This window comes from Yersinia frederiksenii ATCC 33641 (genome assembly GCF_000754805.1).
Classification (GTDB): domain Bacteria; phylum Pseudomonadota; class Gammaproteobacteria; order Enterobacterales; family Enterobacteriaceae; genus Yersinia; species Yersinia frederiksenii.
The window spans coordinates 2,008,706-2,025,207 of record NZ_KN150731.1 but is presented as its reverse complement, the minus strand read 5'-3'; the positions used below and the strand labels follow the sequence as shown (position 1 = coordinate 2,025,207).

The window sequence follows — 16,502 nt, the reverse complement described above, 5'->3', positions numbered from 1 at the left end:
ATCTCCCCTTGCTGTATCAATCAGGGTGAATTAATTATTGGATAACTAATGTGTAATACAAGTTTTTTTCACTAATTATAATTCTGTCCACTAAAATCATGACTATTACTATATTAATATCTTCTATTATATCATGGGTAAAGTAGATATTTTGCTCTCCATTAATACTCAGGATTGCAATAGACTTTGATTCATCCGTATGTTTCAGAATACCCGCTAGCTTTAAGTTGCCAGTATAGCTAGGTGCACTAGCCATATCAGTAATTACTTTGTTATCTTCATCTATTGTTGCATCACTGACACTTGCTCTAAAAAAATCAATCTGCTTAATTTCCTCCAGCCATTTTACTCTCTGCGTTAAGTTATCATCTTCAGTATATTCAGACTCATATAGTAGCGGAATTGGCCTCTCTTCTTCATATATTATTGCTATAAGCCCTATATAAAACTGATATATAACACATGTTATTATGACTATATCTAGTATATATATTTTATTTTTAACTAACATCTCATAGGGTGTTATTACTATCCTGGTGAAAAATGATAACACCCTTACCTCTCATGTAGAGAAATTTTGATATGAATAATAGAGTGGACAGCCACCTATTTCTAGTAACCAATAAACCTATCGCTCATCTTATTTGAAACCATTGTATTTAATATTCCCGAATCCAGTCTGAGCCCATATCTATTTATTGTTTTCACTATACCATCAGGTATACCCGCATTTTTTAAATGCACTCTAAACTTGTGTATTAACTGATGATAGTTATTATCAGAAATACTTTTATGATTTTCATACCATACAACCTTGATAATGTCTTGTTTTCTATTTACATAATTAAACAAACACATAACCAATCTCTTTTGCTTTTCATTAATATCAATAGTTAATTTTTTAGAATGGAAATGTATTTTATTCATACAACAATCCAGTGATATCTCTTTTTCATAATCAATCACTCCTTTTCCATTAATATCAATAAATTTACTACCAGAAACAACAGAGACTGTATCGACATACATAGATAACCCCTACAAATATATTCACTCAGTTAATAAAAACAAATCACATAGCAGATGTGATAAGAGAACAAGTGACTATTATCGCGTTTACTTAATGAATAAAACCAATCAAATTATATTTTTTAATAATATTTCATGTTTAAAAAATATTTTTGATCTATAAAAACACACTCAAAATCCCACATAAATCAAACAGCCATGCTGCATAATAACAAAGTGAAGTAATACGTTATTTAAATATACTATTCATCATGAATTAATAAGTCAAACCAATGAAAACAACAGTTCTATTTAGAATATTTATTAATTAGTTAATTCATCTCATAAACTATGAGTAGTCACAGGTTCAACATACAATAATAATTGAAAAATTCAAGGAATAAATATTATTTAATAATAACTAATCAAGATATTTACCAATTACACAGAATAATAACATTTACACTCCCCATTTATCTAAACACGTAATTCTGGTTTCTTTAATTATATAACTTGCATTAGTGATAGAGTACATTTTAATAACTATATATACATGACTATCTTGTTGCATAAGCTTTGCTTTAATCATATAACCATAAAATTTAATTGCGACCAAGAGAGAGATGTCAATAAAAAAGAGAATAGGATAAATAAATTAATGTTGCCAAGAAAACCAATGACCGCTATTCCCCTTGAGAAAACTCAAGAGGAATAGAAAAAAGGTGAGCAATTACATAAAGAACTCGACTTCCCCACCATTTAAGTTGTACATGCTACCGACTATTTTTATTTTTCCTTCTTTCTCTAATTTATTAATTATTTCACTATTTTTACGTATCTCATCAATAGTGTGCTTCACATTATTTTTTGCTACAGCATCGACATAACGTTCATTTTTACTGCTTTTCTCACCATCAAACTGAGTCATCTCAATTGCTGGTTTAATTTTATTGAGAAGACCCGTCAAATTACCAAGTTCAACGTTATCAATGGCACCTTTTATCGCGCCACAGGCCGTATGCCCCATAACCAAGATAACTTTTGCTCCTGCTGCTGCACACGCAAACTCCAAGCTACCTAATAAATCGTCATTAGAGATATTACCGGCAATTCGAGCATTGAATGTTTCACCTATCCCGGTATCTAGTACAATTTCTGCTGGTGCGCGGGAATCAATGCAGCTGAGAATAACTGCCGCTGGGAATTGGCCGTCGGCGCTGCTTCTCTTTTGGGCCAGATAATCATGTTGCTGCATTTTTCCAGAAATAAACCGTTTGTTACCCTGCTTCATTCCTTCAACGATTTGATCTGGTGTTAATTTATCCCTCTCTGCTTGCGTCAGGGCCGCTGCATAGGATATTTGAGGCAATCCCAATCCAATCCCACCTATTACCCCCGCAGCAGTGATGCCAAGAGCAGCTTTAAGCACGTTCCTTCGGCTATTAGGATGGTTCTCTTCCGGACAACAACCCGTTATCTTACTCATACACTCTCCTTGAAACTATTATTGCCATTTGATACTGCATAATTAATGAGCAGCCTTTTAAATGTAGTACATATCGCTTGTATTACGCGACTACAATTTATCTGGCAGTAAAAAATCAGCCTTTTCCTTAGGTTACGGTAATTAGTATTACAGACGGCTAGTAAGATCTTTATGATGAATTCTCATCCATTGCGCCAATGAATCCAGTGTTGGTCGCAATGTTTTACCCAATGCCGTAATTTCATATTCAACACGAGGTGGAACCTCGGCATAGACCCTGCGCTCAAGCAAACCTCGTTGTTCGAAAGCTCGCAGTTGTCGAGTGAGCTCTTTTTGAGTGATAGGTTTAATTGCTCGTTGTAACTCACCAAATCGGATGGGTGCAGCCGTCACAATTAGGCGATAGAGAATTGGAATAGCCCACTTGCCAGCAATAAGCTCAACAAATTGCACCATCGGACATTTATCTGCTGCTATTGCTTCGTCAGATGTAGGGGCTGATTTATTTTTAGGGCCGAGGGGCTTATAGGTTGTCATTGCTTTCCTGTTGCATCATTAGTATCAAATTGGTACCTACTATACTTTAGATACTTTTGTATTAAAAATGGTCTTCCGCTGCAATTAAAGGAATGTCCATCATGAATCGTTTAAAAGATAAATATGCATTAATTACCGGAGGAACCAGCGGTATTGGGCTAGAAACAGCCCGCCAGTTCCTTGCCGAAGGTGCAACAGTTGCCATCACCGGTAGAAATACAGCCGCTTTGCACGCTGTGCAAACTGAGTTAGGGGGTGGGGTCTTGCTGCTAAAAAGTGACGCCAGCAATGTTATCGACCAATCTCAACTTGCCGCCAAACTGACCCAGAACTGGCCGCGCCTGGATATCGTTTATATCAATGCTGGTGATGTCACTCACCAGCCGATAGATGAGTGGGATGAATCGAGTTTTGATCGCGTGCTATCCACCAACCTGAAAGGGCCTTTTTTCCTATTGCAGTCACTGTTACCTCTACTGGCTAACCCTGCCTCGGTGATTCTTTGCGGTTCGGCCAGTGTGCATATTGGTTTACCTCAAAGCAGTGTTTATGCTGCCAGTAAGGCAGGGCTGCTGTCACTTGCGCGCACGTTATCGGGAGAATGGGCTGAAAGAGGAATTCGGGTGAATGGATTAAGCCCTGGGCCAACACAGACTCCAGCGCTGCAGAAACTGGGTTTGTCAGGGTGCGAACAAGAGAAGCTGACAGAGAAAATCCGCCAGTTGGTGCCCATCAAGCGGATGGGAACACCAGCAGAGCTGGCTCATGCTGCCGTCTTTCTGGCCTCAGATGAATCCAGTTTTGTTGTCGGAACAGAATTACGAGTCGATGGCGGAGTCACTAGTCTTTAAGAGATATGATTGACAGCAAATCAGTCACTTATTGAGCATATTGTCTTAAAAATAAATTAGATGCAAATTGAGGGATATTTCTAACGGGTACACGACAATGAGGCGAGTTGATGAGAACTGCAATTGTTAAGATGCTAGGTAACACACTGTTTTTTCAGTTTTCTGAGCCGACGCCCTTACCCGGTGAAACAGTGATTAATGTGACGGTGGTGGGTATCAAACAACTTGATCGTGCCATCGCGAAAAGGACACATGACTCAAGTCCAAAAAACTCTCCCTATTATTCCTAGAACCGATGATATCGGTACGCTGTTGGATGGCTCACGAGTTTAGGAACCGGGAATTTCCCACCCATTCCTGAATTAAGACATATTGTCAGTGATATCGGTTGTGTACTCGCTATCAGATAAGTACAGTGCCGGGTTGGGCTCAATGAGCACCAACCCGCATCATTACCATTAAGATGTCTGCACAAAACGGTCAAGTTGCCTGCGCAATTGCTCGTTTTCTTTCTTTAGCTGCTCAATTCGCTCCAGCAGCGTCAAGGTCATCGCCACACCAGACCAATCCAGATCCAACTCATGTTGCAAGCGCTGAGCGCGTTTTAGGCAGCTCAATGCATCCACGTCAAAAATCCAAACCGTATCTGTGGGCTCTAACGGCACAATCACACCGAGTTCAACGACCTCGACCAGTTCATCCTGCATCATCCCTGTTGACTGGCATAATTCAGTCACAGTGTAGGTGATTTCTATTTCAGCCATAATCTGTTACTCCCATCCAGCCCGAGGATTAAATGCCGCTTGTTCTGACAACTGTTGCCAAAGTGCCCGCATTTTCTCGTCCGGTTTCGGTGGCATCATCACTTTAAGGACCGCATACAGATCGCCGGTGCCTTTTTTACTGACCAGACCTTTGCCTTTAATGCGCAATCGCTGACCCGTTTGGCTGCCTGCCGGAATAGTCAGGGTGATTTTCCCCGTCAATGTCGGCATCTCGATACTCGCACCCAAGGCCGCTTCCCATGGGGCTAACGGCACCACGATTTGTAAATTTTGCCCATCAACATCAAATAATGGATGTGGTGCAATGCGAATAACCAGGAATAAATCACCATTAGCGCCCCCGGCAAAACCCGGAGCCCCCTGACCTTTAAGACGAATGCGTTCACCATCGCCCACACCCGCAGGAATTTTTACTTTCAGTGTTTTAGATGTTTCGCCACCCACTCGGCCCGACGCATCAAGAGTCGGTATCTTGTAAGATATCGAACGCGTTTGCTCAGCTAAGGTTTCTTCTAAAAAGATGGGTAACTCCATCTCAAGATCTTGGCCGCGGACCCCTTGAGAAGCACGATGGGAGGTGTGTCCAGCTGCCGCGCCACGGTTGCCAAAAAAAGATTCAAAGAAGTCAGAAAAGTCGTGAGCGCCGCCGCCAGCACTGCTGTGCCATTGCTGCCCCCCTGTATTATAGGCTGCCTGCCGTTGGCCAAAGTGAGGGTCATTACGGTGCAATCTTAGTTCATCATATTCGGCGCGCCGTTCAGTATCTTTTAAGACTTCGTAAGCTTCGGCAACTTCCTTAAACTTACTTTCAGCGTCAGCTTCAGAGCTCACATCAGGGTGGTATCTACGGGCTAGCCTACGATAGGCTGTTTTAATCTCTTTAAGGGGGGCGGTTGGCTCCACTCCCATCACAGCATAATAGTCTTTAAATTCCATGCGTAAATATCCTTAAATTCAATGTGTTACACACAATAAATTTCAAGGTGCAGGACGGCGGCAAGATTGAGCGCTGCCAATACACCTGCAGTTTGAAAAATGACAAATATGCCATCTGGCTTATATAAAACCCATCAATGCATATCTCTATTCCCTTTTAGTGCGGGAACCCATAACCCTAAACTATAGCTTACCCAGCTCATTTAATGGTACCGCCGCATTTGTGGCTGAATCACTGATGTTAATCATATAACTGGTCACTGGGTTTATTGGCCGCCGGCATCATTCTCTTTTGATTAACCTGCTTTACCGAGGAGCGCACCACCAGCTTGCCTTGCAAGAGGGTATTACTGAAAGGGGCATCGGGGCGCAATAAACGCCGCTGCAACAATTGAATAGCTTCGGCCCCCAACTCATCACGTGGGACATGCACCGCCGTCAGTGGCACATCATGGATTTGTGCTAAATTAAAGCCATCCATACTCATTACTGAAATGCTATCTGGCACGTTAATTTTCAACTTATTCAGTGCATTAACCGCACCAACAGCCATATAGTCCCCTCCGGCTAAAATGGCCGTAGGCAGTTGGCTTTTATCTTCACAGGCCGTGATATAGGCGGTTATTGCCTGTTCTGCTTCTTCGGCACCAAAACCATGGGTGGTGAGCAGCTGCTGGTTATCATCAAAACTCATATTATTGCTAGCAAATGCCTCTTTGATTCCCACCAGCCGCAGCTCCATCGTGTTACGTCGCAAACACTGCAATGTCAGAATACGCCGATGCCCCTGCTGTATCAGGTAGTTGGCAGAAAACTCCCCAATCAATTGGTGGTCAGGAGAAACACTATCCAACGACATCTCTTTGTCGCGGCAATTGATTAACACTGACGGCTTATGCACCCCTGCCGCTAATGTATGGATACGTGGATCATCAATACCAATAATGATTGCAGCTTCCGTCTGCGGATTGGTTATTTTTTCCAGAAACAGCGAGATATCACTGTGAGTCTCAGATAATCCACAGTAGCGAATCATCACTTCATGTTGGCTGACCGCTTCGGTAATCCCCTGAATAACTTTGTAGTAAAAAATATCAGTTCGTACATCAAACGCCCGGTGTGGCGCAAACACCATAATATTATTGAGCATGAGCCGCCCGCTGGACAAACTCTGCAAAATTCCCTGTGACTGGGCATAAGCCATAACCTGCTGTTTTGCTTTCGCGCTGGTGTTAGCTTTACCGGCTAATACTCTGGATACCGTGCTAATTGAAAGGCCCGTCTGATTAGCTATTTCTTGTATTTTTAGCTTTCCATTCATTTTGTGATCTCTCTCAAATTAGCAAATGAAAAAATTTTCATAGCCAGAAAATAGCTTATTTAGGGGCTTACTTAATATAAATGCTGAAATATTACTCAGCTTATGAAAATTCTTTCAAAAAAACGCATGTTAAAGCCAATTTAAGCTAGTTACCTTGTTTTGGTAAACCAATTTTAAAAACTTATCAGTCCGGTTAATTATGGTTAAATATAAAAATGATAATAATATCAATTGAATATGTTTTATTGCCACAGTTTAATGTGAACTGAGTCACAATAAAACTCAGCATAATCTTAATAACCGAAAATAGATCATACCAAAACAATAAGTTGGTCCGGTTAATTTACTGCCGACTAACGCCAGGAGGCTGGGATGAGTGTTGAGATTAATCAATCTGCTAAAGTTGTCGGGCGGCGGAAAATAAAATCATTACGTTGGTGGATGCTGGCGCTATTTCTGTTGGGGGTCACGGTTAACTATATTACCCGCAACTCTCTGGGTATTCTGGCCCCAGAACTAAAAACCAGCCTGAATATGACCACAGAACAATATTCGTGGATTGTGGCATCATTTCAGCTGGCTTATACCGTGTTTCAACCACTTTGTGGCTGGCTAATTGACGTCATCGGTTTAAAGATGGGGTTCCTGATTTGCGCCAGTGTTTGGGTCGTGGTGTGTATGATGCATGCTGGCGCGGGAACTTGGTTCCAATTGGCCGTGCTGCGTTTCTTCATGGGCAGTGCCGAAGCCGCCGCGACGCCAGCAAATGCCAAGGCGATTTCTGACTGGTTCCCGAAAAAAGAGCGCCCTATTGCTGCTGGCTGGGCAGGGGTTGGCTTCTCTATCGGCGCCATGTTGGCTCCCCCCATTATTGTACTGGCTCATGTGGCCCTCGGCTGGCAAGGCGCATTTTTATTCTCAGGAGCCTTAGCCATGATTTGGGTGTTGCTATGGTGGCGTTTTTATCATTCACCCGATACCCATCCCAATCTGAGCAAAGAAGAATTTGAACTGATTCATCAGGACAATGAGCCAGTGCTGCCACGGCTTCCATTCCTTAAATCACTGTCTATCCTCAGTAAAAATAAGAAATTCTACGGCATTGCTATCCCTGCATTTCTGGCGGAACCGGCATGGGCAGTATTTAGCTTCTGGGTTCCTCTTTATCTGGCGACCGAACGTGGCATGGACTTGAAACAGATCGCTATGTTTGCCTGGCTACCCTTCCTGGCGGCGGATATTGGTAGTGTTGCCAGTGGCTACTTAACCAAACTCTATCAAAAATGGTTTGGTTGCAGCCGCGTCAACTCAGTGGTTGCCAGCTCTGTCACCGGTGCTTTCATGATGATTTCACTGGCCTTCGTCGCTATCACCAAAGACCCCTATCTGGCGATTGCGTTGATCTCCATCGGCGGCTTCGGACATCAGGTGATCTCCTGCATGTTAAGCGCATTAGTCGTTGAATCCTTTGATAAAAATCAGGTGGCCACAGTTAACGGACTGCGCGGTTCTTCTGCCTGGATCGCCAGTTTCTTATTTACTTTATTGATCGGCGCGGTTTCCGACACCATCGGCTTTAACCCACTGTTTATTGCCATGGGCTTCTTCGATTTGATTGGGGCCGTATTCCTGATTGCCTTGTTTGCAGAGTTCCGTAATAAGAAACAATCGGCTGCCTGATGCTATTAACCCAGCAACAGCGCACCACCCGCGCTGTTGCCAGAAAAAAGATGAGCTGTGATGAAAACATTAAAAAACTGGCAGTTAGTAAATGAGTATCCTGACCATCTGGAATTATTGGTCGATGGCCGACATAATTTTTGTCTGTATGTATTAGAGCCAAACCTCTGTCGGGTGCTGATTAAACGCAATGGCGAGTTGGCACTGAATCGCACCTGGAGCATTGCACCGCAAGGCGATGTGCCTTGGTCTGGGCGTGACCGCCTAAGTCTGGAGGGTTTTTCTGTACCGGGCTATCAGTTAGAGCGCCACCCGCAGCAATTGATAGTGACCACTGATTGCTTGCGAGTCACCATTCACCAGCCGCTCTATCTGGAATGGGAATATAAAAACCTGCAGGGCGAATGGCAACCACTCGCAGCCGATCGCCCCACCAGCGCTTATCTACTCAGCCCGCAAGGCGAAGCGATTGCTCACTATCAGCGCCGTTATCCTAATGAGCAATATTATGGCTTGGGGGAAAAAGCCGGGGATCTCAACCGCGCGGGCCGTCGCTTTGAGATGCGCAATTTAGATGCAATGGGCTACAACGCCGCCAGCACTGACCCACTGTATAAGCATATTCCTTTTACCATCACCCGCCGTGATGATGTCAGCTTTGGCCTATTTTATGACAACTTAAGCAGTTGCTGGCTGGATTTGGGTAACGAGATTGATAATTACCATCTGGCTTATCGCCGCTACCAGGCCGAAGCGGGTGACCTTGATTACTATCTGTTTCTCGGCCCAAAAGTGTTGGATGTGACCAAAGCTTTTGTTCGTCTGACGGGTAAAACACAGTTTGGCCCTAAATGGAGCCTCGGCTATAGCGGCTCGACGATGCATTACACCGATGCCCCCGATGCACAGGTGCAACTGCAAAAATTTATTACTTTATGCCAGCAGCATGATATTCCCTGCGACTCTTTCCAACTTTCGTCCGGCTATACTTCCATCAAAAACAAGCGCTATGTCTTTAATTGGAACTACGACAAAGTGCCACAGCCGAAGGTGATGAGTCAGGCGTTCTTGCAAGCTGGGATCAAACTGGCCGCCAATATCAAACCTTGTCTATTGCAGGATCATCCGCAATATCAGCATGTTGCCGAGCGTGGGCTCTTTATCCGCGACGGCGAAACCGGGCTGCCTGAGCGCTCTTCATTTTGGGATGACGAAGGCTCTCATCTTGATTTTACCAACCCGGCGACCGTTGATTGGTGGCAAGAGAATGTCACTAAACAGCTGTTGGAAATGGGGATTGGCTCCACTTGGAATGACAATAACGAATACGAAGTGTGGGACGGTGAAGCACGCTGCAATGGATTTGGTGAATCCATCGCCATTAAACACATCAGGCCGGTGATGCCATTGCTGATGATGCGGGCCTCAATGGAAGCTCAACAGTCATTCGCTCCAGATATACGCCCATATCTAATATCACGTTCTGGTTGCGCCGGGATGCAGCGTTATGCCCAGACCTGGAGTGGTGACAACCGCACCAGTTGGCAAACCCTGCGCTATAACATCCGCATGGGGTTGGGCATGAGCTTGTCTGGCCTGTACAACCTGGGTCATGATGTCGGCGGTTTTTCTGGTGATAAACCAGAAGCCGAGCTGTTTATCCGCTGGGTACAAAATGGTGTTATGCATCCACGGTTTACTATTCACTCATGGAATGACGACAACACCGTCAATGAACCTTGGATGTATCCAGCCGCCACGCCCATGATCCGCGATGCCATGGTGCTACGTTACCGGCTACTACCTTATTTCTACACGTTACAATGGCAAGCTACCCATGACGACGAGCCGATGTTGCGCCCAACGTTTCTCGATCATGAACATGATGGCAGCACATTTAAAGAAAATGACGACTTTATGCTAGGCCGTGACTTACTGGTCGCCAGTGTGGTTGAACCGGCGCAACGTCAGCGTCAGGTTTATTTACCGGATAATCATGTCGGTTGGTACTGTTTCCATACTGGGCAGTGGTACAGCGGCGGGCAGACTGTGGTGTTAGATGCACCACTCGAGCGCTTGCCTCTCTTGGTACGGGCCGGTGCTGCACTGCCGCTATCACGGCGCATCGCCTTCGTGAATGCCGAACAGGACTCTCAGCGCGAGTTGGCACTTTACCCCACCAAGGGTGGCGGGCAATCCAGTGGGATGTTGTTCGAAGACGATGGCGAAAGTCACCGCTGGCAGCAAGGCCATGCATTATGGCTGCGTTGGCAGGTCACGACCGATAACCACCGCATTGATATCACCTTTAGTCGTACCGGGAGCTACCAACCGGCATGGCAAGAATTAACCATGAAGTTGCCAGAAAATGAGCATCGTGAGTTATATATTAATGGTGTTGCGAGCCACACAATGCAACTGAGCCAATTGGCTTAACCCGTAAACAATGCGGGCTACTTTTCATAGCCCGCATATTCTTGCATACATAAATATGTCAGTTCGATTCACTAGCGCAGCAGTTTTAATGAGCCAGTTAATGAACGCACCCATTTCTCCGGTCCAACCAACCCCAAACCATCTAACTGCTCATCAATAAGAGAGCGTAGCGGGAAAGCCACTTCATAATCCTGAAAACTGTGCATTGCGCGCGCAAAAGCTGGGAAAGGGACTATCGCCCGCTCGTCGGTGAGCGCTAATGCTTTTAGCAGCACCTCCCTCATCTGTGAAGCATTCGCCTGTAAAATAGGTACCGGTAATTTTGAACTGACATCAATTTCTTTTCCCGCCGCATCAGATAACGTCATACCCGCCAATTGTGGGAATTTCGCCGCTAAGCCAATCCCCACTGCGCCGGTGGTATTGGCAATTAAGCCAACAGGAAGTTCGGGGTTAACAATAATCGCGATCCGCATTTGTTCTGCCACAGCCAGTGCCTTTTTTGCCGCTAATATGTACAAAATAGAATATCCCACTTGCGCCGGTAAGTGCTTTCTTTTATCACCTTCATTCCGCTAATATTGGTAATCCATACCTAATTTGAATAATAAAAAGGTAGAAAATGCCATCATCACTAATAGCTCCGGCAGATATAAAAATCTTAAAGCAATTACAGCGCTCAGGTCGCATGACCAACCAGGAACTGGCCGATAAAGTGGGCATGGCCACCTCCCCATGCTGGCGGCGAGTAAAGCAACTTGAAGAAAGCGGCATCATCACCGGCTATCAAGCCAATATTGATCGGCGCAAGATTGGTTTAGGGATTTTGGCTTTTATTCGGGTGAAAATTGATAGTCACAGTGAAGAGGAATCAAAGCTGTTTGAAATGCAGGTTGGCGCATTAAAACCGGTGATTGCCTGCTATGCCGTGGCGGGAGATGCTGATTTTTTGCTGCAAGTGGTGGCAGAAGATCTCGACAGCTTCTCCACTTTCGCGATGTCAGTCATTCGCCGACTATCGGGGATTAAAGAGATGCAAACGACATTTGTACTGCGCGAGGTAAAACCACTGGATAATTTGCCGCTGTAATACTTCACGTTGACTCAATCTAGGCCGCCAGCACTCTGTTGCGGCCTGATGCTTTAGCTCGGTAAAGAGCTTCATCCATACGCTTGAATAAACTATCGGTATCTTCACCGACTTGATGTTGTGCAACTCCCAGACTGACCGTAAGTTGCGGCAAATTAGGTTGGCATATCATCTGGATAGTTTCTCTAATAGATTCAGCTACCTGTAATGCTCCATTCAGATCAGTTAAAGGCAGAAGAATGACAAACTCCTCGCCTCCCCAGCGGAAAACAATATCGCACTCACGGATAATAGACTCTAAGGTTCTGGCTAATAAAATCAGTACCTCATCACCCTTATGATGTCCAAGCTGGTCATTAATAGATTTAAAATGGTCAACATCCAATAAAATCAAACTAAAATTCTGACCATAACGTTGGCTCTGGGCATGAGCCTGTTCAACCAAAGGAAAGAACTGACGCCGATTGCCTAAATCTGTCAGAGGATCACGTAAGGCTGCATGTTCCAAAGCCTGCTCAAGACGTTTTTGCTCCGTAATATCGTGAATAATACACAGCATCAATCGGATACCATCCAACTCTACCGGCCCAGCATAGGTTTGGACATGACGCATATTCCCATCAGATAATTTATGAATAAAATTAAGGGGTTTATGGCCTCCCGGTAATTTGGCAACCTCATTCATGACAGGCAAAACATCCTTCCCCATAGTGTTAATTTCCCAAGTGTGCTTCATGCACATCTCATCGCGAGAATAACCATAGAAACGTGTTGCCGCCTGATTAGCATCAACAATTTGTCCCTCCCTTGAGGGATCAATAAGTAGCATTGGGGCGGTATTGGTACTGAAAAACTGCTCGTAAAAACCCTGCTCATCACGAAAATAAGGTGTTGAGCATAGCTGCCCGACATTAGGTTGAGTCAGTAAAGTGTCTGAAATATACAACCCTTCAAAAACAATCACATCACCGTAATGCTCTAGTTGAGTGAGAGAAAGCTGGCAGCTCAAGGGAAAGGCATTTTTTTCCGACTGAATCGTCCAAATCTCAACAATTTGATCGCCGTCGGCTAATGCGGGGAGATAAGCGCTCAACTGTTGCTGCGCATGTGCTGAAAACCGCCCATTGCGCATGAGTGATAATGAACAATCACCTGCAGTTTTCTGGGCTTCCTTGTTGGCAAAGAGTATTTCCTGATTTTTGGGTAACACAACCCAAACCGGCGTACTCAAAATATTTAATGCATCTAAGTAAGCTATCAACATAGGAATACCGATAAATATTTGGCATGAGAACAGAATACAGTTAATCGCCCTGGATTCACTACATTTCGATTTATACCTAATTTTACCAACAAGTAATATTACAGCGAGAATAATTATCGTCTATCTTTATCATTGAGCACCACATTCTCAAGTAGAGGCACCTATGTTTCTAAATTATTTCGCGCTGGGGGTGCTTATTGTTGTCGCTCTCATCATCTTCTACGGGATTATTATTCTTCATGATATTCCGTATCTAATCGCCAAAGCTCGTAATCACCCGCATGCCGATGCCATTCACGTCGCAGGTTGGGTGAGTCTATTTACCCTGCATGTTATCTGGCCATTTTTATGGATATGGGCGACGTTGTACCGAGAGGAGCGTGGTTGGGGTATGCAAAATCAAGAGGCATCATTTGTACAGTTGCAGCAACGCGTAACAGAACTGGAGCAAAAACAGAGCACTACTACCATCCCACCACTGGAGTAACATCATGGATTTACTCATTATCCTGACGTACGTCGCGTTTGCATGGGGTGTATTTAAGATCTTTAAAATACCAGTAAATAAATGGACAATACCCACTGCGGCATTAGGAGGGGTTGTTTTAGTCGCCACGCTTATTTTATTAATGAATTATAACCATCCATATACGTTTCTGGCACAAAAAGCCGTTATCTCTATTCCAATAACACCTCAGGTTACCGGTATTGTCACTGAAGTAACAAATAAACAAAATGCACTAATGAAAAAAGGTGACATCCTTTTTAAAATCGACCCGACCCGTTATCAAGCCCGTGTTGACAGATTACAGGCAGATCTGGTGACTGCCATCCATAATGCGCAGGCGCTTCAAGGGCAATTAGACGAAGCAATAGCAAATACATCGCATCTCAGCGCAGAACGGGACAGATTATCCAAAGACTACCAGCGTTATCTTAGAGGGAGTAGAGCCCAGGTAAACCCCTTTTCTGAAAGTGATATTGATAACGCCCGGCAGAACTATCTGGCGCAAGATGCATTAGTGAAAGCCTCCGTTGCTGAACAGGCACAAATTAAAAGTCAGGTAGATAGCGTGCTAAATGGAGAACAATCTCAAATTGTTAGCCTCAGAGCTCAGCTAACCGAAGCGAAATATAATATTGACCAAACCGTCGTTCGTGCGCCCAGCAACGGCTATGCCACTCAGGTATTGATCCGCCCCGGAACTTACGCCGCAGCACTGCCATTGCGTCCAGTGATGGTTTTTATTCCAGAACAGAAACGACAGATTATCGCCCAATTCAGACAAAATTCGCTGTTGCGGCTCGAAGCTGGCGATGAAGCTGAAGTAGTTTTTAATGCCTTACCCGGACAGGTATTTCCTGGAAAACTGACAACCATCATTCCTGTTGTGCCGGGCGGAGCATATCAAGCTCAGGGCACACTACAATCACTGAATATTATACCCGGTACTGACGGAGTGCTGGTGGTTATTGAACTGGCTCCAAGCAGTGAAATTGACACATTACCCGATGGTATTTTTGCTCAGGTGGCAGTTTACTCCGACCATTTCACCCATGTTTCGGTAATGCGAAAAGTACTACTACGGATGACAAGTTGGATGCATTATCTCTACCTCGACCATTAGAGATGATTTAGGCTGGATAAGTATTTAATAGCGCCCAAAAGCGTGATTCAGCCATTACAGCAAGTAAGCTAGCTCAAGAGGTTTCAAATTGGTTAAACAGCCAGTTTGAACCTCCACAAGCTCAAATTACTGACTGTAGCTTTGATGACTATTCGGAACCGGAAACGGCTGCACATATCGTGCGGGAACAATAGGGACAAAGGGAAATATCAATAACAAACATGGTTCATCTAATTGAACCTAAAGGTGTGAAAGTATTTTCCTTGGCTGAAAATTGTGTTGAGGTCGATGCATTCTCTTTTTGGACAAATGGTAAACCCTTTGTCTTGCTAAATACGATGAAAACACCAGAACGCAGCCGATTCGATGCTGCCCATGAATTGAGGCATTTAGTTTTACATCAGCGCTCCAGCAACACTCACAGAACCCCAGCTCGGTCAACGCATCAACTAGTGGCGAGTCAAAACTAGGGCCAACCAGAGATAACATAGAAAAAACTAATTAATTCAATGGAATATTAGTTTTCTGGTATTAATTGAAAAATTAGCCTCCATCCAGTAGTGAGAAACAGCAATTCAAAGATGTGATAATACAATTCAAAGGGAGTGCGGCATGAGTGATTTTTTCAATGATTTAATGACATCTGCGAAACAGGCTGTAGCGATTAGCCATGATGAATTAAAAGCAGGCAGAGTCACTGAAGTTGCTATCCCTGATGTAAAAGAAATCAGAAAGAAAATTGGGTACAGGCAAAAAGACTTTGCACAACTTGTTGGTGTGAGTCCTTCATTAGTTGAAGCGTGGGAGCAACATAGAAGGATTCCATCAGGTAGCTCACTTAAACTCTTGATAATGATTGATCGGCATACCATTGCAGTATTTCTCTGCGGCCATCCAGATATTGGGCGTGATTATAGGTACCGCGAATACTGTTTTTATCGACGTGCGCCAGTTGTGTTTCTATCCACGCAGTATTAAAACCCTGCTCATGCAAGATAGTACTCATTGTGTGGCGAAAACCGTGGCCGATGGCCTACCGCCATAACCGATACGTCGGTTTAGTACATTGAGAGTCATCTCACTGATAGGCTTGCCATGCTGTATTCTGCCGAGCGTTTAGCTTCATCTGGGGTACCTTGTAGGTGAGTACAATTTAATCCCGCCATATATCCCACCGCTATAAGTAGATTTCAATAGACGGACAGGTATATAGGAATAACTAGATTAGCCTGAGAAGTGTGGATTTACTGGGTTTGATATAGTTGGGAAGATACTGCGAGACGTTAGATTGGAGCGGGTGAAGGGAATCGAACCCTCGTATAGAGCTTGGGAAGCTCTCGTTCTACCATTGAACTACACCCGCTTCGGTGTGCGGTTTGCATTATAACCGGTTCTTTGACGTGGGCAAGCGAAGATATAGTCTAAGCGCCGGTATTTTAAGCAATTAGATTAAATTAGGCATAACAGCTGCTGTTTTTAT

The 16,502-nt window shown here is 44.2% G+C and carries 18 protein-coding genes, 1 tRNA gene and 1 pseudogene; 9 read left to right on the top strand and 11 right to left on the bottom strand.

The genetic code is table 11. The features are described 5' to 3' along the window. Positions 1 to 34: 34 nt before the first annotated feature. The 4 genes from DJ58_RS12780 to DJ58_RS0121745 form a co-directional block, all read right to left on the bottom strand. Positions 35 to 553 (bottom strand): type II secretion system protein N, encoded by a 519-nt coding sequence (locus tag DJ58_RS12780; RefSeq protein ID WP_032910272.1) that lies wholly within the window; start codon positions 551 to 553, stop codon positions 35 to 37. A gap of 59 nt (positions 554 to 612) precedes the next feature. Next, positions 613 to 1,029, bottom strand: coding sequence for a winged helix-turn-helix domain-containing protein (locus tag DJ58_RS12785; RefSeq protein ID WP_004706766.1), 417 nt, complete (start codon positions 1,027 to 1,029; stop codon positions 613 to 615). Positions 1,030 to 1,738: 709 nt separating this feature from the next. Continuing rightward, on the bottom strand, positions 1,739 to 2,494 hold the full coding sequence (locus tag DJ58_RS12790; protein WP_032910273.1) for a carbonic anhydrase: 756 nt from the start codon (positions 2,492 to 2,494) through the stop codon (positions 1,739 to 1,741). Between the two features lie 147 nt (positions 2,495 to 2,641). Continuing rightward, entirely contained in the window at positions 2,642 to 3,031 is a 390-nt protein-coding gene (locus DJ58_RS0121745; protein ID WP_004706769.1) for a winged helix-turn-helix transcriptional regulator, read from the bottom strand. A gap of 101 nt (positions 3,032 to 3,132) precedes the next feature. Here DJ58_RS0121745 and DJ58_RS12795 point away from each other — a divergent pair, with 101 nt between their 5' ends. Beyond that, on the top strand, positions 3,133 to 3,882 hold the full coding sequence (locus DJ58_RS12795) for an SDR family oxidoreductase (RefSeq protein ID WP_032910275.1): 750 nt from the start codon (positions 3,133 to 3,135) through the stop codon (positions 3,880 to 3,882). A 110-nt stretch (positions 3,883 to 3,992) separates the two neighbouring features. Then, a complete protein-coding gene (locus DJ58_RS23390; protein WP_032910276.1) occupies positions 3,993 to 4,172 on the top strand; it encodes a hypothetical protein in 180 nt (59 codons plus the stop codon). A 168-nt stretch (positions 4,173 to 4,340) separates the two neighbouring features. Here DJ58_RS23390 and cbpM read toward each other — a convergent pair whose 3' ends face one another. The 3 genes from cbpM to DJ58_RS12810 all read right to left on the bottom strand — a co-directional run bounded on the left by cbpM (position 4,341) and on the right by DJ58_RS12810 (position 6,924). Beyond that, positions 4,341 to 4,646 (bottom strand): chaperone modulator CbpM, encoded by a 306-nt coding sequence (cbpM, locus tag DJ58_RS12800; protein ID WP_004706772.1) that lies wholly within the window; start codon positions 4,644 to 4,646, stop codon positions 4,341 to 4,343. Positions 4,647 to 4,652: 6 nt separating this feature from the next. Next, positions 4,653 to 5,603, bottom strand: coding sequence for a curved DNA-binding protein (cbpA, locus tag DJ58_RS12805; protein ID WP_004706773.1), 951 nt, complete (start codon positions 5,601 to 5,603; stop codon positions 4,653 to 4,655). Positions 5,604 to 5,844: 241 nt separating this feature from the next. Then, complete coding sequence (locus DJ58_RS12810; protein WP_004706774.1) at positions 5,845 to 6,924, bottom strand: LacI family DNA-binding transcriptional regulator; 1,080 nt, start codon at positions 6,922 to 6,924, stop codon at positions 5,845 to 5,847. Between the two features lie 372 nt (positions 6,925 to 7,296). Between DJ58_RS12810 and DJ58_RS12815 the strand changes: the two genes are divergently transcribed. After that, the gene (locus tag DJ58_RS12815) at positions 7,297 to 8,604 is read left to right on the top strand and encodes an MFS transporter (RefSeq protein ID WP_004706776.1); all 1,308 of its coding nucleotides are present in this window, start codon (positions 7,297 to 7,299) and stop codon (positions 8,602 to 8,604) included. Between the two features lie 60 nt (positions 8,605 to 8,664). Continuing rightward, complete coding sequence (locus DJ58_RS12820; protein ID WP_004706777.1) at positions 8,665 to 11,040, top strand: glycoside hydrolase family 31 protein; 2,376 nt, start codon at positions 8,665 to 8,667, stop codon at positions 11,038 to 11,040. A 71-nt stretch (positions 11,041 to 11,111) separates the two neighbouring features. Here DJ58_RS12820 and DJ58_RS12825 read toward each other — a convergent pair whose 3' ends face one another. Next, a complete protein-coding gene (locus DJ58_RS12825; RefSeq protein WP_161598501.1) occupies positions 11,112 to 11,534 on the bottom strand; it encodes a DUF2000 domain-containing protein in 423 nt (140 codons plus the stop codon). Between the two features lie 128 nt (positions 11,535 to 11,662). Here DJ58_RS12825 and DJ58_RS12830 point away from each other — a divergent pair, with 128 nt between their 5' ends. Next, on the top strand, positions 11,663 to 12,130 hold the full coding sequence (locus tag DJ58_RS12830) for an Lrp/AsnC family transcriptional regulator (RefSeq protein ID WP_004706779.1): 468 nt from the start codon (positions 11,663 to 11,665) through the stop codon (positions 12,128 to 12,130). Between the two features lie 19 nt (positions 12,131 to 12,149). Here the strand turns inward: DJ58_RS12830 and DJ58_RS12835 are convergent, their stop codons facing one another. Then, a complete protein-coding gene (locus DJ58_RS12835; RefSeq protein ID WP_004706780.1) occupies positions 12,150 to 13,394 on the bottom strand; it encodes a sensor domain-containing diguanylate cyclase in 1,245 nt (414 codons plus the stop codon). A gap of 163 nt (positions 13,395 to 13,557) precedes the next feature. Here DJ58_RS12835 and DJ58_RS12840 point away from each other — a divergent pair, with 163 nt between their 5' ends. The 4 genes from DJ58_RS12840 to nadS all read left to right on the top strand — a co-directional run bounded on the left by DJ58_RS12840 (position 13,558) and on the right by nadS (position 16,000). Next, a complete protein-coding gene (locus DJ58_RS12840; RefSeq protein ID WP_004706781.1) occupies positions 13,558 to 13,881 on the top strand; it encodes a DUF3302 domain-containing protein in 324 nt (107 codons plus the stop codon). Positions 13,882 to 13,885: 4 nt separating this feature from the next. After that, positions 13,886 to 15,022 (top strand): HlyD family secretion protein, encoded by a 1,137-nt coding sequence (locus DJ58_RS12845; RefSeq protein ID WP_004706782.1) that lies wholly within the window; start codon positions 13,886 to 13,888, stop codon positions 15,020 to 15,022. Positions 15,023 to 15,243: 221 nt separating this feature from the next. Next, entirely contained in the window at positions 15,244 to 15,492 is a 249-nt protein-coding gene (locus DJ58_RS23880) for an ImmA/IrrE family metallo-endopeptidase (protein ID WP_226977647.1), read from the top strand. A 142-nt stretch (positions 15,493 to 15,634) separates the two neighbouring features. Then, positions 15,635 to 16,000 carry a NadS family protein gene (gene nadS / locus DJ58_RS24035; protein WP_319016452.1) on the top strand — a complete coding sequence of 122 codons (366 nt, stop codon included), beginning with the start codon at positions 15,635 to 15,637 and terminating at the stop codon, positions 15,998 to 16,000. Here the strand turns inward: nadS and DJ58_RS22650 are convergent. Further along, positions 15,882 to 16,132: pseudogene (locus DJ58_RS22650) on the bottom strand (tyrosine-type recombinase/integrase); the annotation flags it as partial. The gene nadS and the pseudogene DJ58_RS22650 sit on opposite strands and share 119 nt — an antisense overlap. A gap of 179 nt (positions 16,133 to 16,311) precedes the next feature. Next, positions 16,312 to 16,385: transfer RNA gene (locus tag DJ58_RS12850), tRNA-Gly, on the bottom strand. Between the last annotated feature and the right edge of the window lie 117 nt (positions 16,386 to 16,502).